Genomic DNA, 21,385 nt, shown 5'->3' with positions numbered 1-21,385 from the left:
AATTTGCGGGCATTTGTATTTAATCGATCAAGCTATTTAATCGATCAAGTCGTATTTTTCGGATAAAACATGCGCAAGATGCTTGAACATGTTAAATACCGCGGTGCTTTTTAAGGTTGGTATTCCGTTCTCATCGAGAAAAAACTCACCGCGAAAAACCAGCACGCCGTTTTTTTGTTCTACGCTATCAGCGACCATACCATGCAAATAATCATCGTGATGCTTAATGATGTCATTGGCTTCAATTAATAAGCTCTGGCGGTCAATAGGACGCTTTTCTTCGTTTACCTGATGTTCAGGTGACATGATTGTTACTCCTGTACTCACCCTTGAAAAAAGGGGGCGTTGCACTATATCAACAAGGCTATTTCTAAAATCAACACCGCGATTTCAAAACGCATTGCGGTTATTTCAAAAGTCGCATCAAGAGGAAGGGTACTGCGATACGGTTTCAGCGTAAAGCGTAGATTATGATGTAAATGGACTACATTTTAGGCGCTTACCTGCCGATATTCAGTGTGGCGGGAAGCGGATAAAACAGGGTTTCCATGCTAATTAGGTTGCGTGGCAATATTTATCAGGTAGAGTGTGGGATTTTGCGCAGTCAGTAGAATCCGCTCTGGATGCCCCGAAAAATATCTGATTTTCAGAAGAATTCAGCAGGTAATAGTACATATGGGTAAAGCTCTCGTTATCGTCGAGTCCCCGGCAAAAGCCAAAACGATCAATAAGTATTTAGGCAATGACTACGTGGTGAAATCCAGCGTCGGTCATGTGCGCGATCTGCCGACGAGTGGCTCAGTCAGTAAAAAGAGCGCGGACTCAACGACTAAAGATAAAACGAAAAAGAAAGTCAAAAAGGATGAGAAATCCGCGCTAGTTAATCGTATGGGCGTCGACCCTTATCATGGCTGGAAAGCCAACTACGAAATACTGCCGGGTAAGGAGAAGGTTGTCTCCGAATTAAAAACGCTGGCGGAAAATGCCGACCACATCTATCTCGCAACCGACCTTGACCGCGAAGGGGAAGCCATTGCCTGGCACCTGCGGGAAATCATTGGTGGTGACGATCAGCGTTTCAGCCGCGTGGTGTTTAACGAAATCACGAAAAATGCCATTAAACAGGCGTTTGAAAAACCCGATACGTTGAATATTGACCGCGTGAATGCCCAGCAGGCGCGTCGGTTTATGGATCGCGTGGTGGGGTACATGGTTTCCCCGTTGCTGTGGAAAAAAATTGCTCGTGGCCTGTCCGCTGGGCGCGTACAGTCGGTTGCCGTGCGCCTGATTGTCGATCGTGAGCGCGAAATCAAAGCGTTCGTGCCGGAAGAATATTGGGAACTGCACGCTGATTTGCTGGCAGGCAGCGATATTCAACTGCAAATGCAGGTGACACATCACAACGGCAAGCCGTTTAAACCGGTTAATAAAGAACAAACGCATGCGGCGGTCAGCCTGCTTGAGCACGCGCGTTATGTGGTTGCCGATCGTGAAGATAAGCCGACCAGCAGCAAACCGGGCGCGCCGTTCATCACCTCCACGCTGCAACAGGCTGCCAGTACGCGCCTTGGCTTCGGCGTGAAAAAGACCATGATGATGGCGCAGCGTCTGTACGAAGCGGGTTACATTACCTACATGCGTACCGACTCAACGAACCTCAGTCAGGATGCCTTGACGATGGTGCGTGGCTATATTGGCGAAGAGTTCGGCAAGCGCTATCTGCCGGAGTCAGCGAACCTTTACAGCAGCAAAGAAAACTCGCAGGAAGCGCACGAAGCGATTCGTCCTTCTGATGTTGGCGTGCTGGCTGACAACCTGAAAGATATGGAAGCCGATGCGCAGAAGCTGTATCAGCTGATTTGGCGTCAGTTCGTCGCCTGCCAAATGACGCCTGCGCAATACGATTCCACCACGTTAATCGTCGAAGCTGCCGATTATCAACTGCGTGCCAAAGGCCGTACGCTGCGTTTTGATGGCTGGACGAAAGTCATGCCTGCGCTGCGTAAAAATGATGAAGATCGCACGTTGCCGACTGTGGCAGTGGGCGAATCGCTGGCGCTGCAGAAGCTGCTGCCAGGGCAACACTTCACTAAACCACCGGCACGTTACAGCGATGCCTCTCTGGTTAAAGAGCTGGAAAAACGTGGGATTGGCCGTCCGTCTACCTATGCTTCTATTATTTCCACCATTCAGGATCGCGGCTACGTTCGAGTGGAAAACCGCCGTTTCTATGCCGAGAAAATGGGTGAAATCGTTACCGATCGACTGGAAGAAAACTTCCGCGAACTGATGAATTACGATTTCACCGCACGGATGGAAAGCCGCCTCGATCAGGTCGCCAATAATCAGGCGGAATGGAAAGCGGTACTGGATGAATTCTTCAACGAATTTAGCCAGCAGTTGGAAAAGGCTGAACAGGATCCTGAAGAAGGCGGTATGCGCCCCAATGCGATGGTGTTAACCAGCATTGATTGCCCAACCTGCTCTCGTCAAATGGGTATCCGTACTGCCAGTACCGGGGTGTTCCTGGGCTGTTCCGGCTATGCACTGTCGCCGAAAGAGCGCTGTAAGACCACGATCAACCTGATACCGGAAACTGAAGTACTGAACGTGTTAGAAGGCGACGATGCCGAAACCAACGCGTTGCGTGCCCGCCGTCGCTGCGAAAAATGTGGTACGGCAATGGACAGCTACCTGATTGATAATCAGCGCAAGCTGCACGTGTGCGGGAATAACCCAGCCTGTGACGGGTATGAGATAGAAGCCGGTGAGTTCCGCATCAAGGGCTATGATGGCCCGATTGTTGAGTGCGAGAAGTGTGGTTCCGAAATGCACCTCAAAATGGGACGTTTCGGTAAGTACATGGCGTGTACCAGCGAGACCTGTAGTAACACGCGTAAGATCCTGCGTAATGGCGATGTTGCGCCACCGAAAGAAGATCCGGTGCCGTTGCCTGAGCTGCCTTGCGAGAAGTCTGATGCCTATTTCGTCTTGCGTGATGGCGCAGCAGGCGTCTTCCTTGCGGCCAATACGTTCCCGAAATCTCGTGAAACGCGGGCACCGCTGGTAGAAGAACTGGTGCGATTCAAAGATCGTTTACCGGAGAAACTTCGCTATCTGGCGGAAGCGCCAGTGGTCGATAAAGACGGCAACAAAACGCAGGTGCGTTTCAGCCGTAAGACCAAACAGCAATATGTCTCGTCAGAGAAAGACGGCAAGGCAACGGGCTGGTCAGCGTTTTACATCGATGGAAAATGGGTTGAAGGGAAGAAGTAACCCCTTTCAGTTACCCCGCGCATAACTGAGTTATGTGTAAAACATCGCTAAATCAAGCCAGCCGCAAGGCTGGCTTTTTTGATCGCAGAAAATATCTCGATAAAACAGATGCATGAAGATTGTCCTGCGGTAGCATGAGGATTGTTGATCCGTGATAGAGAATGATGCGGTTTACCTCGGTGATAATCGCATGCACCGCGTTCTTTATCGTTGCCGCCATGCAGAAATGGTTATATAAAAATAGTTTTTATGATTAAATGACATTAATTGATGGAAATATGCGCCAGGTGGTTAAGACGCAATCAAAATCAATAAAACGGAACGTCGTCAGAACGTTGTGAGATGCCACGCGCACACTTCAATTGGGAATGGGATAAATTATGAAACTACAACAGCTTCGTTATATTGTTGAAGTTGTTAATCACAACCTGAATGTGTCTTCTACCGCAGAAGGGTTGTACACCTCCCAGCCGGGGATCAGTAAACAGGTCCGCATGCTGGAGGATGAGTTGGGCATTCAGATTTTTGCCCGTAGTGGAAAACACCTGACACAGGTGACACCAGCCGGACAGGAAGTCATCCGCATCGCGCGTGAAGTGTTGTCGAAAGTCGATGCCATCAAAGCGGTTGCCGGAGAGCACACCTATCCCGATAAAGGGTCGTTGTATGTCGCGACCACGCACACGCAGGCGCGCTACGCGCTGCCAAGCGTCATTAAAGGTTTCATCGATCGCTATCCTCGCGTGTCGCTGCACATGCATCAGGGCTCACCGACGCAGATTGCTGAGGCCGTTGCGAAAGGCTCTGCGGATTTTGCTATTGCGACCGAAGCGCTGCATTTGTACGACGATCTGATCATGCTGCCGTGCTACCACTGGAATCGCGCGGTGGTGGTAAAACCGGATCACCCGCTGGCGTCTAAGACCGATATCACCATCGAAGAACTGGCCGCTTATCCTATCGTCACCTATACCTTTGGTTTTACCGGACGCTCCGAGTTGGATACCGCGTTTAACCGCGCTGGCCTTACGCCGCGCATCGTCTTTACCGCAACGGATGCCGATGTGATTAAGACCTACGTGCGTTTAGGATTGGGTGTCGGGGTTATTGCGAATATGGCGGTCGATCCGCAGACGGAAACCGATCTGGTGACCATCAACGCGAACAGCATCTTCAGCTACAGCACGACGAAAATTGGCTTCCGCCGCAGCACATTCCTGCGCAGCTACATGTACGATTTCATCCAGCGCTTTGCGCCGCACTTAACGCGTGATGTCGTCGATTCTGCCGTTGCGCTGCGTTCGAATGATGAAATTGAAGCGATGTTCAAAGATGTGACGTTGCCTGTGAAGTAAACGTCATTCAGGACGGATCAACCCGCGTAAAAAAGCCAGACACTGTCTGGCTTTTTATCATCTGGCTATCTCTAACGCTTCACCAGTAACACGTCATACCGTCATTGGCGTGACGTGTTACGGCGGGTTATCAGGCAGAGGCTGTCGTCGTGACGGCGTCTGCAGGGGCGTCGGTGACATCCTGCGTCATACGCGTCAGTTTCGGCGCGGTCAGCAGCATCAGAACGGCGATGATGCCCGTGACGATACCAATCTGCATGAAGACATTGCTATAAATCTCAAGAGACGCGTGCGGGTCTACGACGTTCTCTGGCACGGCCATCATATTAGCAACGTAGCCTGCGATAATGGCGGCACCGGCTGACGTCAGGAACCAGGCACCCATAATGAAGCCCATCAGGCGCTGTGGTACCAGTTGAGCGACCATCGCCAGACCCAGACCGGAAATCATCAACTCTCCGATACTTTGCAAGCCATAGCAGAGGATCAGCCAGTTGACGGACACAATACCTTGTTCGTTTGCCATGCTGGCACCCCACGGCAGCACCAGAAACGCGCCAGAGCACAGCACCATACCAACCGCAAACTTGTGCGCCATCGGCAGCTGGTCGCCCATTTTGTTGTAAACCGCAGCCAGAATCGGGCTGGCAACCATAATCCAGAACGGGTTGAGCGCCTGATACTGCTCTGGCTCAAAGGTAAAGCCTAAAATCGAGTGCTCAACGTTGCGAATAGCAAAGAAGTTCAGCGAGGTTGGCATCTGGTTGTACAGCACAAAGAAGACCACCGCTTCCAGCATCAGCAGAAGCGCGACAATCATTTTCCGGCGTTCTGCTCCGCTCACCGCCAGCATCTCTTTGATGAAGATGGCAACAACGGCCAGTGAAATAAGCGTCAGAATCCAACGTGCGATGCTCTGGTTGTGCAGCAGCCAGGTGGAAAGTGCGACCAGCGCGACAATACCTGCGAGCGTGACAGCGAGCTTCTGCAGATTGATCGGTTGGAAATCTGGCTGAGAACCTTGTGTGCTGACCCACTTGCGGCAGAACATAAAGTTAACCAGCGTCAGAATCATACCCACGACGCTCAGGGAGAAGGCCACGCTCCAGCCATAGTTCGCGGCAAGTACCGGTGTCGCCAGCATAGAAAAGAAGGAGCCGATGTTCACCGCCATATAATACATGGTGAAAGCACCGTCCAGGCGTGGATCGTCTTTCGCATAGCTGGTAGACAGCAGGGCTGACGGGTTGGCTTTAAACAATCCGTTACCGACGGCAATGGTCGCCATGCCGACATACACCCACGTCACGCTGTGCCCTGAGTAGGCAATCATGGTGTAACCGATCGCCAGTACGATAGCACCCAGCACGATTACACGTTTAGTGCCGAGGACTTTATCACCCAGCCAGCCGCCAATAGCGACAAAACCGTATACCAGCGCGCTGAATGAGGAGAAAAGGGTAATGGAGTCGGTTTCGGACATGCCCAGCATTTTGACCAGATAAACCGCCATAATGCCTTGCAGACCGTAGTAACCAAAACGCTCCCACAGCTCGATGCTGAAGATGAGATAAAACGCTTTTGGTTGTTTGAAAGCGTTCATGCTGACGCTTTCAGGGGATTCGCTGTTGTTGTTTGCTGTTGACACAAAGACCTCTGATTTTACCTATCTCGTTTTTTTTAACGAGAAAATAACAAGAGTGAAACAGTGAAACTGCAACCTCTTTTGACTAGTTATGGGGAGGAAAAACGGCGCTATATTGACGTGATTTTACGGACAGGCAAGTCATTTGACATGTTTTGTTACAAGTGGTTTTGGTTGTTGGATAAAACTAGAAATTAAATGTTATGCAGAGTTTAATTTCATAACTTTCTTTTGCTTCAAATGATTATATTGGTTTCACCCATTTATTTTTTATAAAAGGGATATAATCTGCCTTTTACTTAAAATCAAGACAATATCATTAACTATGAATGAATATGCGGTTTAATGTTTTGCATATCACTAAATATGCAGTGAGTATAAAAATGCATCAATAGCAAGCAATAAGATAAATATCGATATAGTCACTCAAAGTGACTTTCAATCACTAAATTTTCTATTAAAAATAACTTATTAGCCTTAAATAGTGGTTACTTGTACTTTTATACAGGCTTTTTGCTAGAGGAATACGCTACAGTGCATCGAATAAACCGCCTGAGAGCATCGTTGTCTGAGCCGTAAGATGCAGATAACACGCGGCTCGCTTTGCTAGTGAGAGAGCGAAAGACGAGGCGGAGTGTGGAATAACGGAGAAGAAGGTCTGGCGAGAGGGGATTCCACCAGACCTGGACAGATTAGGCGTCGACCTTTTCGCCAAATTCACATAAATCTTCAATCAGGCAGGAACTACAACGCGGTTTACGGGCAATACAGGTGTAACGACCATGCAGGATTAGCCAGTGATGACAGTCGACTTTAAATTCTGCCGGAACGACTTTCAGCAGTTTTTCCTCTACCTGTTCGACATTTTTACCCGGCGCGAATCCTGTCCGGTTACTGACACGAAAGATGTGCGTATCAACGGCAATCGTCGGCCAGCCAAACGCGGTGTTCAGAACGACGTTTGCCGTTTTTCGTCCTACGCCGGGTAAGGCTTCCAGCGCAGCGCGATCTTCGGGAACCTGTCCCTGATGCTTTTCCAACAACAAACGACAGGTTTTGATGACGTTTTCTGCTTTGCTGTTAAACAGGCCGATCGTCTTGATGTAGTCTTTCACGCCGTCTACGCCGAGCTCAAGCAGGGCTTCGGGCGTGTTGGCGACAGGGTAGAGTTTTGCCGTTGCCTTGTTCACGCTGACATCGGTTGCCTGCGCGGAAAGCAGCACGGCGATGAGCAGCTCAAACGGCGTACTGAACTGCAATTCAGTCGTCGGATGGGGATTGTTGTCGCGTAAACGCGTTAAGATCTCAATCCGCTTAGCCTTATTCACAGCGATTCCCCTACGGTGCCGGTTGCCGGCGTGGCTTTTTCTTCGGTGACAGCCGCGCGAGCTCGACGTTGTTTCATTTTCTCATCGATCAAATATTTCACAGCCAGCAACAGTCCCAGACCGATAAACGCGCCCGGTGGCAGCATCGCCAGAAGGAAAGGGGAATCGAGGTGAACCACCTCAATGCGCAGCGCTTTAGCCCAATTGCCCAGCAGCAAATCCGCGCCGTCGAATAGCGTGCCGTTACCCAGAATTTCACGTAGAGAACCGAGCACCACCAGTGCGCTGGTGGCTCCCAGCCCCATTGCCAGGCCGTCAATGGCGGACGGGAAAACCGCATTCTTGGAGGCAAAGGCTTCTGCCCGGCCGATAACGATACAGTTCGTCACGATTAGCGGGATAAAAATCCCCAGAGATTGATATAAGCCGTAGGCATAGGCGTTGATCAACATCTGCACGGTGCTGACCACCGAGGCGATGATCATGACGTAAATGGGAATACGGATTTCCGCTGGCACCCAGCGACGCAGCGCGGAGACGGCCATGTTGGTACAGGTAAGAACCAGCGTGGTTGCCAGCCCTAATCCCAGCGCGTTAGTCGCGGTGGATGACACGGCCAGCAGGGGGCAAAGGCCCAGCAATTGAACCAGTGCCGAGTTGTTCTTCCATAACCCTTCAACGAAAAGTGCTTTGGTTTGACTCATTGGTTCTCTCCACAGGCGGACAGCGTGTTGATTTGTGGCGGCAGCGTTTGCAGGTAAAGGGCGCTGCGTTTTACGCTGTTAATCACGGCGCGCGGCGTAATGGTGGCTCCGGTAAATTGATCAAACATGCCGCCTTCTTTCTTCACAGCCCAGCGGGCATCCTGCTCACCCTGTACCGTTTGTCCGCTGAATCGGGTGATCCAGTCAGAAATTCGTACTTCGATTTTATCACCCAGTCCCGGTGTTTCATGATGCTCGGTAACGCGAACGCCGAGTACCTTACCGTGAAAATCGGCACCAACCAGCAGTCGAATAGCACCAGAATAGCCATCCGGTGCGGTACTTTCCAGTGCGGCGGCAACCGGCTCACCGTTTTGGCGGGCGATGAACACGCGGTGTGGCGCTGACGATCCTAATGCCGGATCGGTGACAACGTAACACTCTTTTTGAATGTCACTATTGTATAATTCGGCGGGAACCACCTGATCCAACAGCATTTTTTGCTGCAGCATGGCCTGATGAGAGATCGTGGGCTCCGTCAGCATATTCACCACTGCCGTGACTGCGGTGGTGGACGCGGCGAACAGGGCCAGCGTTGTCGCGTGGCGACGCATTGTTGTTATCATGGGCGTCTCCTCAGCGATGGTGGCCGTAAGCGCGTGGCTTAGTGTAATAGTCGATCAGCGGCACAGTGATGTTTGCCAGCAGAACGGCAAACGCGACGCCGTCCGGATAGCCACCGTAGGTCCGAATCAGCCAGACCAGTAACCCAATCAGTGCCCCGAAAATCAGACGTCCCCGGTTGGTGGTTGATGCGGTAACGGGATCGGTCGCAATGAAAAATGCGCCGAGCATGGTGGCCCCGGACAGCAGATGTAGCATCGGTGGCGCGAATTTCTCCGGCGAAATGATCCAGCTTAGTGAGGCGCAGAACAGCAGCGACAGCAGGAAACTGACCGGAATATGCCAGCGAATGGTGCCGCGCATCAGCAAAAACAGCCCGCCGATAAGAAAACCGATATTCACCCACTGCCAGCCAATGCCAGACAGCGATTGGGCAAACATCGGCTGTTGCAGAATGTCCTGCGGCGTTTGGCCGGAGCGCAGGCTGGTTTTAAACGTGTCCAGCGGGGTAGCCTGACTGACGCCATCAACGTTGTGCATCAGCTGCTGCATGGTGTACCCGTCAGGCGTGTGTCCGGTAAAGATGATGACGAGCGCATCATGGAAACCGACGGGAATGGTTTGCAGCGGTGCGGGCGGCAGCCAGCTTGTCATCTGGACTGGGAAAGAGATCAGCAGCACCACATAGCCAATCATCGCGGGGTTAAAAGGGTTTTGTCCTAAGCCGCCATACAACTGCTTGGCGATAATGATAGCGAAGACGGTTGCCATGACCACCATCCACCAGGGGACAAGCGGTGGCAGACTGATGCCGAGCAGCACGGCGGTCAATAGTGCGGAATTATCAGCCAGCGTGGTGCGCACGGCGAACTTTCTCAGTGACAGTGTCACACCTTCTGCGATAAGCGCGGTAGCGGACGCCAGCCCAACCTGAATCAGGTTACCGTAGCCAAAGAAGTAATACTGCGCCAGCATACCCGGCAGGCAGGCCAGAATGACCAGCATCATGATGCGCTGTGTGCGCTGCTGGTTATGTGTAAACGGTGAACTCGCAATTCTAAAAGCCATTTATTCCTCTTGATATGACGATGCCTGCGCGGCTTTACGGGCTTTAACGCGAGCGATAGCGGCAGCAACGGCAGCCTTACGTGGATCTTCTGGCTCTTGTACTTCAACAACGGCAATCGGCTCTGCCACCATGTCAGGAACTGCCGACGGAACAGGTTCTTCCACGCTTGTTGCAGATTGCTGCGCGGCTTTACGGGCTTTAACGCGCGCGATAGCTGCGGCAACGGCTGCTTTGCGCGGATCTTCTGGCTCTTGTACTTCAACAATGGCAATCGGCTCTGCCACCACGTCAGGAGCAGCCGACGAAACAGGTTCTTCCACGCTTGTTGCAGATTGCTGCGCGGCTTTACGGGCTTTAACGCGCGCGATAGCTGCGGCAACGGCTGCTTTGCGCGGATCTTCCGGCTCTTGTACTTCAACGGCGACAACCGGTTCTGCCGCTACGTTGGAAACCACAGGAGTCGCCGCTTCTTCCGTGCTTCCTGAGCTTACTGCCTCAGACTGCTGTGCAGCCTTACGCGCTTTAACACGTGCAAGGGCGGCGGCCACGGCTGCTTTGCGTGGATCGTCAAGCTCGGCAGAGGGAACCTCGACCGTAGGCGTTTCCTGCTGCGCCTGTTGTTCACGCAACTGTTTTTCACGTGCTTGTTCTTCACGTACTAATGCCTTGCGGGCAGCCCGCGCGGCGATGGCGGCGCTGTTATCCGGCTCTGCATCGGGGATGACGGCGATAGGCGAACCGACCTCTGTTGCGGCGGTTTGCTTACGGCGAACGCGCTCCAGCGCGGCCTGAACGGCATCTTTATCCGTGGTGGATACGCCAGCCGCCGCCTGTTTGTGGCGCAGTTCGCGTGCGGCTTTTTCTCGCGCCAGACGAGCCTGTTTAGCATCAAAGCGCACTTTGGCCTGTGCGGCACGCTGTGCCTCTTCGTCGATGGCCCGAATTTCGGCCTTTTCCTGACGGTAGTACTGCACTAGCGGAATATTGCTGGGGCAGACGTAAGCACAGGCACCGCATTCGATGCAGTCAAACAGATGGTGATTGCGGGCTTTTTCGTGTTCCTGCCCGCGACTGAACCAGTAAAGCTGCTGCGGTAGAAGGCCTGCCGGACAGGCATCGGCACATTTGCTACAGCGAATGCAGGATTGTTCTTCAGCAACCGGCTCCATTTCCGTATGTGACGGCGCGAGCAGGCAGTTGCTGATTTTAACGATAGGGACATCCAGCGACGGCAGGGTAAAGCCCATCAGCGGACCGCCCATCACCACCATTGGCTGCTTATTGACGTGGAAGCCGCCCTGTTTGAGCAGGTGACGTACCGGTGTCCCCAGTCGTGCCCAGACGTTGCCGGGCTGGCGCAAGGCTTCACCAGTCAGCGTCACCACGCGTTCGGTGAGCGGCTCGCCGTCGATCACGGCGCGTTTGATGGCGAAAGCCGTTCCGACGTTCTGCATCAGTACGCCAATGGCGGCGGAGTGTTTACCGAACGGGACTTCCTTGCCAGTCAGAATCTTGGTGAGCTGCTTGGCACCGCCTGACGGATACTTGGTTGGGATGACGCGCAGCTGCATGTCGCTGCGTCTACCCAAGGCCAGCCGCAGGGCGCTGATAGCTTCCGGTTTGTTATCTTCGATCCCAATCAGAATGCGTTTCGGCTGCAACAGGAATGACAGAATCTCGACGCCCTGAATAATCTCCTCTGCGTGCTCCTGCATGAGCCGATCGTCGGCGGTGATATAGGGTTCACACTCTGCGCCGTTGATAATCAGGGTTTCAATCCCGCGCATCCCGCCTTGTAACTTGGCCGCGGTAGGGAAGCCTGCGCCGCCCAGGCCTGCAATGCCAGCCTGATGCAGATGGGCAAGCAGGGTATCGACGCTATGTTCACGGTAGTCTGTAAAGGTCTGACGTTCACACCAGCGATCTTCGCCATCTGGCACGATGATGATACTGAGTTCGGACAGACCAGACGGATGTGCCGTCGTGTGCTGACGAATCGCGTTCACCGTTCCTGACGTCGGTGCATGAACGGGCAGCGTACGGCCTTTTCCCCGCGTTAGCGGTTGACCGCGCAGGACTTTATCGCCGACGCTGACGCAGATCTCGCCTTCCGGCCCAAGATGCTGCTTGAGCGGAATAATGAACTGTTCTGGCAGCGGAATCTGGCGCAGTGGCGTCTGGCTGGACTGCGTCTTCATTTCCGGCGGATGAATGCCTCCGTCGAAATCCCAGATCCTGTCTTTTTTAAAGGCGGAAAACAGCTTAAGCATGTCGTTCTACTTGAATAACGCGTACTGGAATCGTATCGAGATCCCATTTCCAGTTAGCGGGAGTCGGCGCGATAGGACGTAATTCGATACAGTCCGTCGGGCAAGGGGAGACGCAGAGATCGCAGCCGGTGCACAAATCGCTGACGACGGTGTGTACCGCTTTGGTACTGCCGATGATGGCATCAACCGGACAGGCCTGAATGCACTTGGTGCAGCCGATGCAGTTGCTTTCATCGATCCAGGCAACCTGGCGCGCGGGAGCTTGAACGTCGGCGTCACCTTCCAGCGGTTGCGGATCGACGTTGAGCTTTTCAGCCAGCTTCAGCATCATCGCTTCGCCGCCGGGGCCGCATTTATTAATACTTTCACCATTCAGCGCAACCGCTTCGGCGTAGGGCCGACAGCCGGGGTAGCCGCACTGGCCGCACTGACTTTGTGGCAGCATGGCTTCCACTTCTTCCACGATCGGATCGTTTTCAACTTCAAACCGACGGGAGGCGTAGCCGAGCACCAGACCGAATGCCAGTGCGAGGGCGCTGAGTGCCGCAATGGCAATCCAGATAGCGATCATCAGAATTTCACCAGTCCGGTAAAGCCCATAAATGCCAGCGACATGAGGCCTGCGGTGATCAGCGCGATAGACGAACCGCGGAACGGTGCGGGAATATCCGACACGGCGAGACGCTCACGAATGGCGGCAAAAAGCACCATCACCAACGAGAAGCCGGCCGCGCCGCCAAAACCATAAATCGTCGATTGCAGGAAACCGTGTGACAGGTTGATGTTGAGCAGAACAACGCCAAGCACCGCACAGTTGGTGGTAATCAGCGGCAGGAAGATCCCCAGCAGGCGATACAGCTCAGGGCTGACTTTGCGCACGAACATCTCGGAAAACTGCACCACCACGGCGAGCACCAGAATAAAAGCCATGGTGCGCAAATAGAGAATATCGAGCGGAACGAGAATAAATTCGTTGATCAGCCAAGAGAACATGGAGCCCAGCGTCATCACAAACGTGGTCGCCATGCCCATGCCAATTGCCGTCTCGAGTTTTTTGGACACTCCCATAAAGGGGCACAGCCCAAGAAACTTCACTAAGACGAAATTATTTACCAGAAGGATGCTAACAAAGAGCAATGCGTATTCGGTCATTACGGTGCCTAGAAAACAAAACCGGACTATTATCAGGCATTGTTGGGTTTTCGACAACATACCCAAAGTAGGGTTATCGCCGTCCCCTTCAAGGGGCGGAAGGTCAGATTCGCTTAATAACAGAAGCGCCGGGCTATTATACAGTAACGAGCTGAGCGTTCTGCGTAATATCCCGGAAGGAAATTATTGCATAACTATTCTTTTTGTTGCTAACAACTACAGAACGTGATGCCAGACGGATTTTGGCACGCAGCCGAGATCGAACAAGCGCCCGCCGGATGCCAACTCAGCCCGCCGATGGTCCGCAGCACGATACATGTTGATGATTTCCTGACTGTCTGTCAGAGAATAATTGAGGTGATCAAAGAGTTTTTCCAGACTTTCTGTTGAACTGACTTTCCTGAATTTGAGCAAATAGTCATGAACGGTCATCGTGATTGGTCTAATAGTTATGTGGTTGAGATGACTAAGTATATTCAAGCAAGAAGGTCTGTCTAGAGGGCGATGTAATAAAGTACGCTTATTTTTCAACAACAAACAAATGAAAATGAAAAATAACGGATTGACAGAAAAAGGTTATGGCGTTTCGGACAATGTCGGGCGACAGGGCGATGGAAAATCAGAGCGTGAGATGGAAAAGGCTTATAGATAAATAAAAAGTACCGATAAAGGGGCAGATTGTTCACGGACACGTATCCATAGACAACCGGCCCCTGAGCGCGTGCTTAGCGGCTACAAAGTTTGTAATACACCTCGTTCCAGCGCAGCGCATCTTTGAATTCGTGGAGCCGAGTTTCGTTGTCGATCACCAGCAGTTCAATGTTCTGCATCTCGGCGTAGAGCCGCATGTGTTCGAGATCCAACGCCTGACTAAAGACGGTGTGGTGTGCACCGCCAGCCAGAATCCAGGCTTCGGCCGCCACTTCCAGCGACGGTTGGGCTTTCCAGATGGCACGAGCAACCGGCAGTTTCGGCAGCGGGCGCGGCTGTTCGATGGTATCGACCAGATTAACCAGCATTCTGAAACGGTCGCCCATGTCGATCACGCTAGCGTTGAGGGACGGCCCAGCCGGCGTGGAGAAAATCAAACGGGCAGGATCGGCTTTGCCGCCAATACCAAGGTATTGCGCATCCAGAATCGGTTTCTGTTCTTTCGCAATCGTTGGGCAGACTTCCAGCATGTGGGAGCCGACGACCAGATCGTTGCCGTTCTGGAAGTTATAAGTGTAGTCCTCCATGAAGGACGTCCCGCCCGATAACCCGCCGGCCATCACTTTCATAATGCGCAGCAGCGCGGCGGTTTTCCAGTCGCCTTCGCCACCGAAGCCGTAGCCTTGCTGCATCAGACGCTGTACCGCCAGCCCCGGCAGCTGTTTCAGACCGTACAGGTTTTCAAAATCGGTGGTGAACGCGTGATAGCCGCCTTGTTCCAGAAAGCGTTTCATTCCGAGTTCAATCTGTGCCGCATCCAGCAGGTTCTGACGGTTCGCGCCGTTGAGTTTCACCGCGTCTGTTAGCTGGTAGCTGGCTTCGTACTCTTCGACCAGCGCATTGATATCGCCTTTGGATACGGCATCAACCACGGCGGTTAAATCGCCCAGACCCCAGGCGCTGACGGAGTAGCCGAATTGGATCTGCGCGCCGACTTTATCGCCTTCGGTGACGGCGACTTCACGCATGTTGTCACCAAAGCGCGCAACCTTCAGCTGTTTGCTTTCCTGAATGGCGGCGGCAACCCGCATCCATTTGCCGATACGGGCATGGGCGTTCTTATCCTGCCAGTGGCCGACGACAACCTGATGCGCCTGCCGCATCCGGGCACCGATGAAGCCAAATTCACGTCCACCGTGCGCGGTTTGGTTCAGGTTCATGAAATCCATGTCCATGGTGTCCCACGGCACTTCGGCATTGAACTGGGTATGGAATTGCAGCAGTGGTTTAGTGAGTACGCTCAGGCCGCCAATCCACATTTTGGCCGGAGAGAAGGTATGCAGCCAGGTCAGCAGGCCGATACAGTTATCCTGATAGTTGGCATCGCGGCACAGTGCCAGAATTTCGTCCGGCGTTTTCACCAGCGGTTTCAGTACCAGCTTAACGGGCAGGTTGGCCTGTTGATTCAATCCGGCGACGACTTTTTCCGCGTTCTCTTTTACCTGACGTAACGTTTCTGGCCCGTAGAGGTGTTGGCTACCGATGACGAACCAGACTTCAAGCTGCTTAAAATGATCCATGATGACTCCTGTAACGTGATCCCCAGAGGGATAAAAATTAGTTTTTTGCCGTAGACGTTGGGCTATAAGCCGGTTCCGCGAGGCGGCACCACTGCTGATAGCGCTCATAAAGCTGCTGATAACGGGCGACGCGCTGGCTGTCCGGCATTAACGTGCGCTCGATGCCGCTGGCCATATGCTGCTGTGCCGTTGGGATATCGCCGTGAACGCCAGCGGCGACGGCGGCAAAAATCGCCGCGCCGAGCGCACAACACTGATCGGAAGCGACGATCTGCAAGGGACGATTCATCACGTCGGTACACACCTGCATGATGACGGGGGATTTCCTTGCGATGCCGCCCAGCGCCAGCACGTTCTCGACGGGAACGCCCTGATCTTCAAAGCATTCCATAATCGCGCGCGCGCCAAAGGCTGTGGCAGCAATGAAACCGCCGAACAGCGTAGGGGCATCGGTGCCCAGATTGAGATCGGTAATCACGCCTTTCAGGCGCTGATTGGCGAATGGCGTTCTGCGGCCGTTGAACCAGTCCAGCACGACAGGCAGGTGATCCAGCGTCGGGTTCTCCGCCCAGCTGTGCGTGAGTCGCTCCAGCAGTTTGCCTTCCATCGCCTGTAATGACGTTTTGAGTTCAGGATGATCTTTCGCTGCTTCCTGTAACGACCAGCCCAGCAGTCGCCCGAACCAGGCGTACATGTCGCCGAAGGCAGACTGCCCGGCTTCGAGGCCGATATAGCCGGGAACCACGCTGCCGTCGACCTGCCCGCAGATACCCGCGATGGTGCGATCGGCAATGCGTGCGTCGTCGGCGATCAGAATGTCGCAGGTGGACGTGCCAATCACTTTGACCAGCGTATACGGCTGTGCGCCTGCGCCGACGGTGCCGACGTGGCAGTCAAACGCGCCGCCCGAGAGGATGACCGTTGCGGGGATGCCGAGCCGCTGTGCCCACTCGGCGGTGATGGTGCCGACCGGCTGTTCGGCGGTCCAGGTATCGGTAAACAGTGGGTACTGTAATGTCTCCGTCAGGCAGGGATCGAGCGCGTGCAAGAAGTCTTTCGGCGGCAGCCCGCCCCAGCTCGGGTGCCAGAGTGATTTGTGTCCGGCGCTGCACCGCCCACGGCGAATATCGGCAGGTGCTTGCGTACCGGAAAGCAGGGCGGGCACCCAATCGCACAGTTCGATCCAGGAAACGGCTGACTGACGCACCGCTGCGTCGGCGCGCGAGACATGCAGAATTTTGGCCCAGAACCACTCGGACGAATAAACACCGCCGATATAGCGGGTGTAATCCGGAAATTGGCCGCTCCGGCACAGCGCGTTGATGGCTTCTGCTTCTTCTATTGCCGTGTGGTCTTTCCACAGCACGAACATGGCATTGGGGTTGTCGGCAAATTCGGGGCGTAGGGCGAGGATCTGACCTTGCTCATCAATCGGTGCGGGGGTTGACCCGGTGGAGTCCACGCCAATACCAATGATGTTCTGCCGCTGTTCGTTCGTCAGGCGCGAAACCACGACCTTAACCGCCTGTTCCAGCGATTCAATATAGTCCAGTGGATGATGTCGGAACTGGTTGTTGGCAGGCTGACAATATTTCCCCTCGCGCCAGCGGGGATAGTAGACCACTTCTGTTTCCAGCTCTTGCCCGCTTTGGCAGTCAACGGCTAAGGCGCGCACCGAATCACTGCCGAAGTCGAGACCAATCGTAATAGCGCCCGCACTCATGCTTTGCTCCTCATTAATCCCAGATCGTTGGTGTGTACGATGGCAGGGATAACGAGAGGCGGTGAGGAGCGGTTAGCTGGAAGTATGTATTTTTCTGTCGCTCGCAGCCATTTTGTGAAGCCGGTCAAAGGTTAATGATTGGTTAAATTCGCTAAATGTATGCACAAACCTGTCATTGTTCCGGACTGTGATAAAGCTCTACATTCTTACCGGAAATAACGACTAAAACATAAAGCGTCTGAATGCTACTGAGTAAAGGAATCGTGCTAAGTCTGTGTTTTTCCTTTATCCAGACCGGAAATACCCCTACCAGGAACTCGAACTCGTTTCAGCGTTGCTGACGAATGAAAAGATAATTACACCGGAGAACATCATGCATAAATTCACTAAGGCGCTGGCAGCAATCGGGTTGGCCGCTGTTATGTCACAATCAGCTATGGCAGAGAACTTGAAGCTGGGTTTTCTGGTTAAACAACCGGAAGAACCGTGGTTCCAGACGGAATGGAAGTTTGCTGATAAAGCAGGAAAAGACCTTGGTTTTGATGTGATAAAAATTGCGGTTCCCGATGGTGAAAAGACCCTGAACGCGATCGACAGTCTGGCGGCCAGTGGAGCGAAAGGCTTCGTTATCTGTACGCCGGATCCGAAGTTGGGGCCAGCCATTATGGCGAAAGCACGCAGCTACGATCTGAAAGTGATCGCGGTTGATGACCAGTTCGTGAATGCCAAAGGTCAACCGATGGATACCGTGCCGTTGGTGATGATGGCGGCCACCAAAATTGGCGAGCGTCAGGGTCAGGAATTGTATAAAGAGATGACCAAACGCGGCTGGAAAGTAGAGGAAACCGCTGTGATGGCGATTACCGCTGATGAGCTGGATACCGCACGTCGCCGCACGTCTGGCTCCATGGACGCGCTGAAAACCGCAGGATTCCCGGAAAAACAGATCTACAAAGTGCCAACCAAATCTAACGATATCCCCGGTGCATTTGACGCCGCTAACTCTATGCTGGTTCAGCATCCGGGCGTGAAAAACTGGCTGATTATCGGTATGAACGACAACACCGTACTGGGTGGCGTGCGTGCAACGGAAGGTCAGGGCTTTAAAGCTGAAAACGTCATTGGTATCGGTATCAACGGCGTGGATGCGGTGAGCGAGCTGTCTAAAGGTCAGGCAACGGGCTTCTATGGTTCACTGCTGCCGAGCCCGGATATCCACGGTTACAAGAGTATCCAGATGCTGAATGACTGGGTGACCAAAGGCGTTGAGCCGGAGAAATTCACCGAAGTGACCGACGTGGTGCTGATCACTCGTGACAACTTTAAGGTCGAACTGGAGAAAAAAGGCCTGATGTAATCACGCCTGATTTCGTAAAGACGCGGATAACGCCGGTCAGCATGACGCTGGTCGACGTTATCCTGATCTAAGTTATCCGCGCTCTACCTGCATCGTTATGAGGAAACAGACATGACAGCACAGTCACCCTATTTGTCGTTTCATGGGATTGGTAAAGAATTTCCCGGTGTTAAGGCGCTTTCGGATATCAGTTTTTCCTGCCATGCCGGCCAGATCCATGCATTGATGGGGGAAAACGGGGCGGGCAAGTCGACGCTGTTAAAGATCCTGAGCGGTAACTATTCACCGTCAGCGGGTGAGATCCATATTCAGGGTAAACCTGTGCAGTTCAACAACACGATGGATGCCCTGAATGCGGGCGTTGCCATCATTTATCAGGAACTGCATCTGGTGCCGGAAATGACCGTCGCCGAGAACATCTACTTAGGTCAGCTGCCGCATAAATACGGCATGGTGAACTATTCGCTGCTGCGCTATGAAGCCAAACTTCAGTTGCAGCATTTGGGACTGGATATCGATCCTGATACCCCGCTGAAATACCTCTCTATCGGGCAGTGGCAGATGGTGGAAATCGCCAAGGCGCTGGCCCGTAACGCTAAGATTATTGCTTTTGATGAACCGACCAGTTCGCTGTCTGCCCGTGAAATCGAGCAGCTTTTCCGTGTGATTACGGAATTGCGCAGTGAAGGCCGGGTCATTTTGTACGTTTCGCACCGGATGGAAGAAATTTTTGCGCTGAGCGATGCCATTACCGTGTTTAAAGATGGCCGCTACGTGCGCACGTTCGACGATATGCAGCAGGTGAACCATGAGTCGCTGGTACAGGCGATGGTAGGGCGTAACTTGGGGGATATCTATGGCTATACGCCGCGTCCGCATGGCGAAGAACGTCTGACGCTGAAAGACGTAAAAGCGCCGGGCGTCAAATCCACGGTTTCCCTGAACGTGAAGCAGGGGGAAATTGTCGGGCTATTTGGTCTGGTGGGGGCTGGCCGTAGCGAACTGATGAAAGGGCTGTTTGGCGCGACCAAAATCACCAGTGGTCAGGTGTTGCTGGATGGCAAACCGCTGGTGGTGAATTCTCCCATTGATGCGATTCGTCAGGGCGTGATGCTCTGCCCGGAAGATCGCAAGGCGGACGGCATTATTCCAGTGCACTCGGTACGCGACAACATCAATATCAGCGCAAGGCGTAAGAGCCTGAAAGCTGGTTTTATTATTAATAATCAGTGGGAAGCGGATAACGCCTCGAAGCGCATTGCGGCGTTGAACATCAAAACGCCGTCCGATGAACAGCTGATTATGAATCTTTCCGGGGGAAACCAGCAGAAAGCCATTCTTGGCCGCTGGCTGTCCGAAGAGATGAAGGTCATTTTGCTCGATGAACCCACGCGCGGCATCGACGTCGGCGCGAAGCACGAAATTTATCATGTCATCTATGAACTCGCGAATCAGGGGATCGCGGTGCTGTTTGCCTCCAGCGATTTACCAGAAGTGCTTGGGCTGGCCGACCGGATTATCGTCATGCGCGAAGGTGCCGTCTCTGGCGAACTGCTGCATACCGATGCCACAGAGCAGAAGGTGCTCAGTCTGGCTATGTTACGAACCCCCGATATCGAATCTGCGGTTGCCTGACCGCGAAGGAGCAAAATAATGTCAACGGTTACGTCTACAACCTCAGAAAAGAAGAAAAGCGGTATGGGATTGTCCCGCATTTGGGATAACTACGGCATGCTGGTGGTGTTTGCCGTGCTGTTTCTTGGCTGTGCGATTTTCGTCCCGAACTTCGCGACGTTTATCAATATGAAAGGGCTAGGGCTGGCGATCTCCATGTCCGGTATGGTGGCCTGTGGGATGCTGTTCTGTCTGGCTTCCGGTGACTTTGACCTGTCGGTCGCGTCAATCATTGCCTGTGCCGGTGTGGCGACGGCGGTGGTGATCAATATCAGTGAAAGCCTGTGGATCGGTGTCAGCGCCGGGCTGCTGCTGGGCGTGGCGTTCGGTTTGCTCAACGGTTTCGTGATTGCCCGTTTGAAGATTAACGCGCTGATCACCACGCTGGCAACGATGCAGATTGCGCGCGGCCTGGCGTACATCATTTCCGATGGTAAAGCGGTAGGGATTGAAGATGAGCGTTTCTTCGAACTGGGCTATGCCAACTGGCTGGGCTTGCCGGCGCCAATCTGGATCACCATCGGCTGCATGATTCTGTTTGGTCTGCTGCTGAATAAAACCACCTTTGGCCGCAATACGCTGGCGATTGGCGGTAATGAAGAGGCGGCGCGTCTGGCCGGGGTGCCGGTCGTGCGTACCAAAATCATCATTTTCGCCTTGTCCGGTCTGGTATCGGCGGCGGCAGGGATCATTCTGGCATCGCGTATGACCAGCGGCCAGCCGATGACCTCCATCGGGTATGAGCTGATCGTGATTTCTGCCTGTGTGCTGGGCGGTGTGTCGCTGAAAGGCGGGATCGGTAAAATTTCTTACGTGGTGGCCGGCGTGCTGATTTTGGGGACGGTGGAGAACGCGATGAACCTGCTGAACATCTCTCCGTTTGCCCAGTATGTGGTGCGCGGCCTGATTCTGCTGGCGGCGGTTATCTTCGACCGCTACAAACAGCTGGCGAAGAAAACGGTATAAATGCCTGTGCG

General features: G+C 53.3%; 17 protein-coding genes. 5 read left to right on the top strand and 12 right to left on the bottom strand.

What is annotated here, in order from left to right:
• Positions 1–36 precede the first annotated feature (36 nt).
• Positions 37–306: a YciN family protein gene (locus MYB54_RS11470; RefSeq protein WP_039276201.1), complete on the bottom strand. Its 270-nt coding sequence runs from the start codon at positions 304–306 to the stop codon at positions 37–39.
• A 369-nt stretch (positions 307–675) separates the two neighbouring features.
• Here MYB54_RS11470 and topA point away from each other — a divergent pair, with 369 nt between their 5' ends.
• Together topA and cysB are read left to right on the top strand one after the other, a co-directional pair.
• Positions 676–3,276 (top strand): type I DNA topoisomerase, encoded by a 2,601-nt coding sequence (topA, locus tag MYB54_RS11465; RefSeq protein WP_039517280.1) that lies wholly within the window; start codon positions 676–678, stop codon positions 3,274–3,276.
• A 380-nt stretch (positions 3,277–3,656) separates the two neighbouring features.
• Positions 3,657–4,631 (top strand): HTH-type transcriptional regulator CysB, encoded by a 975-nt coding sequence (gene cysB / locus MYB54_RS11460; protein ID WP_005968651.1) that lies wholly within the window; start codon positions 3,657–3,659, stop codon positions 4,629–4,631.
• Positions 4,632–4,761: 130 nt separating this feature from the next.
• Here cysB and dtpA read toward each other — a convergent pair whose 3' ends face one another.
• The 11 genes from dtpA to MYB54_RS11405 all read right to left on the bottom strand — a co-directional run bounded on the left by dtpA (position 4,762) and on the right by MYB54_RS11405 (position 17,377).
• Positions 4,762–6,279 carry a dipeptide/tripeptide permease DtpA gene (gene dtpA / locus MYB54_RS11455; RefSeq protein WP_248720804.1) on the bottom strand — a complete coding sequence of 506 codons (1,518 nt, stop codon included), beginning with the start codon at positions 6,277–6,279 and terminating at the stop codon, positions 4,762–4,764.
• Between the two features lie 689 nt (positions 6,280–6,968).
• Positions 6,969–7,604: an endonuclease III gene (gene nth / locus MYB54_RS11450; protein WP_248720803.1), complete on the bottom strand. Its 636-nt coding sequence runs from the start codon at positions 7,602–7,604 to the stop codon at positions 6,969–6,971.
• Positions 7,601–8,308: an electron transport complex subunit E gene (locus tag MYB54_RS11445; RefSeq protein WP_119871647.1), complete on the bottom strand. Its 708-nt coding sequence runs from the start codon at positions 8,306–8,308 to the stop codon at positions 7,601–7,603. The genes nth and MYB54_RS11445 overlap by 4 nt, the downstream gene beginning before the upstream one ends.
• Complete coding sequence (gene rsxG / locus MYB54_RS11440) at positions 8,305–8,934, bottom strand: electron transport complex subunit RsxG (protein WP_039555000.1); 630 nt, start codon at positions 8,932–8,934, stop codon at positions 8,305–8,307. The genes MYB54_RS11445 and rsxG overlap by 4 nt, the downstream gene beginning before the upstream one ends.
• Positions 8,935–8,944: 10 nt before the next feature.
• The gene (rsxD, locus tag MYB54_RS11435) at positions 8,945–10,000 is read right to left on the bottom strand and encodes an electron transport complex subunit RsxD (RefSeq protein WP_119871646.1); all 1,056 of its coding nucleotides are present in this window, start codon (positions 9,998–10,000) and stop codon (positions 8,945–8,947) included.
• On the bottom strand, positions 10,001–12,271 hold the full coding sequence (rsxC, locus tag MYB54_RS11430; RefSeq protein WP_248720802.1) for an electron transport complex subunit RsxC: 2,271 nt from the start codon (positions 12,269–12,271) through the stop codon (positions 10,001–10,003).
• Positions 12,264–12,842 carry an electron transport complex subunit RsxB gene (gene rsxB, locus MYB54_RS11425; RefSeq protein WP_010275193.1) on the bottom strand — a complete coding sequence of 193 codons (579 nt, stop codon included), beginning with the start codon at positions 12,840–12,842 and terminating at the stop codon, positions 12,264–12,266. Before rsxB ends, rsxC begins: the two co-directional genes overlap by 8 nt.
• Positions 12,842–13,423, bottom strand: a complete 582-nt coding sequence (gene rsxA / locus MYB54_RS11420; protein ID WP_011093834.1) for an electron transport complex subunit RsxA — start codon at positions 13,421–13,423, stop codon at positions 12,842–12,844. The genes rsxB and rsxA overlap by 1 nt, the downstream gene beginning before the upstream one ends.
• Positions 13,424–13,639: 216 nt before the next feature.
• On the bottom strand, positions 13,640–13,855 hold the full coding sequence (gene ydgT / locus MYB54_RS11415; protein ID WP_010275188.1) for a transcription modulator YdgT: 216 nt from the start codon (positions 13,853–13,855) through the stop codon (positions 13,640–13,642).
• Positions 13,856–14,148: 293 nt separating this feature from the next.
• Positions 14,149–15,654 (bottom strand): L-arabinose isomerase, encoded by a 1,506-nt coding sequence (gene araA / locus MYB54_RS11410; protein WP_248720801.1) that lies wholly within the window; start codon positions 15,652–15,654, stop codon positions 14,149–14,151.
• A gap of 37 nt (positions 15,655–15,691) precedes the next feature.
• Complete coding sequence (locus MYB54_RS11405; RefSeq protein WP_248720800.1) at positions 15,692–17,377, bottom strand: ribulokinase; 1,686 nt, start codon at positions 17,375–17,377, stop codon at positions 15,692–15,694.
• A gap of 373 nt (positions 17,378–17,750) precedes the next feature.
• On the opposite strand from MYB54_RS11405, the gene MYB54_RS11400 reads away from it, so the two are divergent.
• The 3 genes from MYB54_RS11400 (at position 17,751) to araH (ending at position 21,374) form a co-directional block, all read left to right on the top strand.
• Positions 17,751–18,734 (top strand): arabinose ABC transporter substrate-binding protein, encoded by a 984-nt coding sequence (locus tag MYB54_RS11400; RefSeq protein WP_039464013.1) that lies wholly within the window; start codon positions 17,751–17,753, stop codon positions 18,732–18,734.
• Positions 18,735–18,845: 111 nt separating this feature from the next.
• Positions 18,846–20,369, top strand: a complete 1,524-nt coding sequence (gene araG, locus MYB54_RS11395) for an L-arabinose ABC transporter ATP-binding protein AraG (protein WP_014915366.1) — start codon at positions 18,846–18,848, stop codon at positions 20,367–20,369.
• Between the two features lie 18 nt (positions 20,370–20,387).
• Complete coding sequence (araH, locus tag MYB54_RS11390; protein ID WP_014915367.1) at positions 20,388–21,374, top strand: L-arabinose ABC transporter permease AraH; 987 nt, start codon at positions 20,388–20,390, stop codon at positions 21,372–21,374.
• Positions 21,375–21,385: the final 11 nt, after the last annotated feature.

This window comes from Pectobacterium nicotianae, assembly GCF_023272715.1.
Taxonomy (GTDB): Bacteria; Pseudomonadota; Gammaproteobacteria; order Enterobacterales; family Enterobacteriaceae; genus Pectobacterium; species Pectobacterium brasiliense.
The sequence above is the reverse complement of the archived record's forward strand: the minus strand, read 5'-3'. Positions and strand labels throughout refer to the sequence as shown.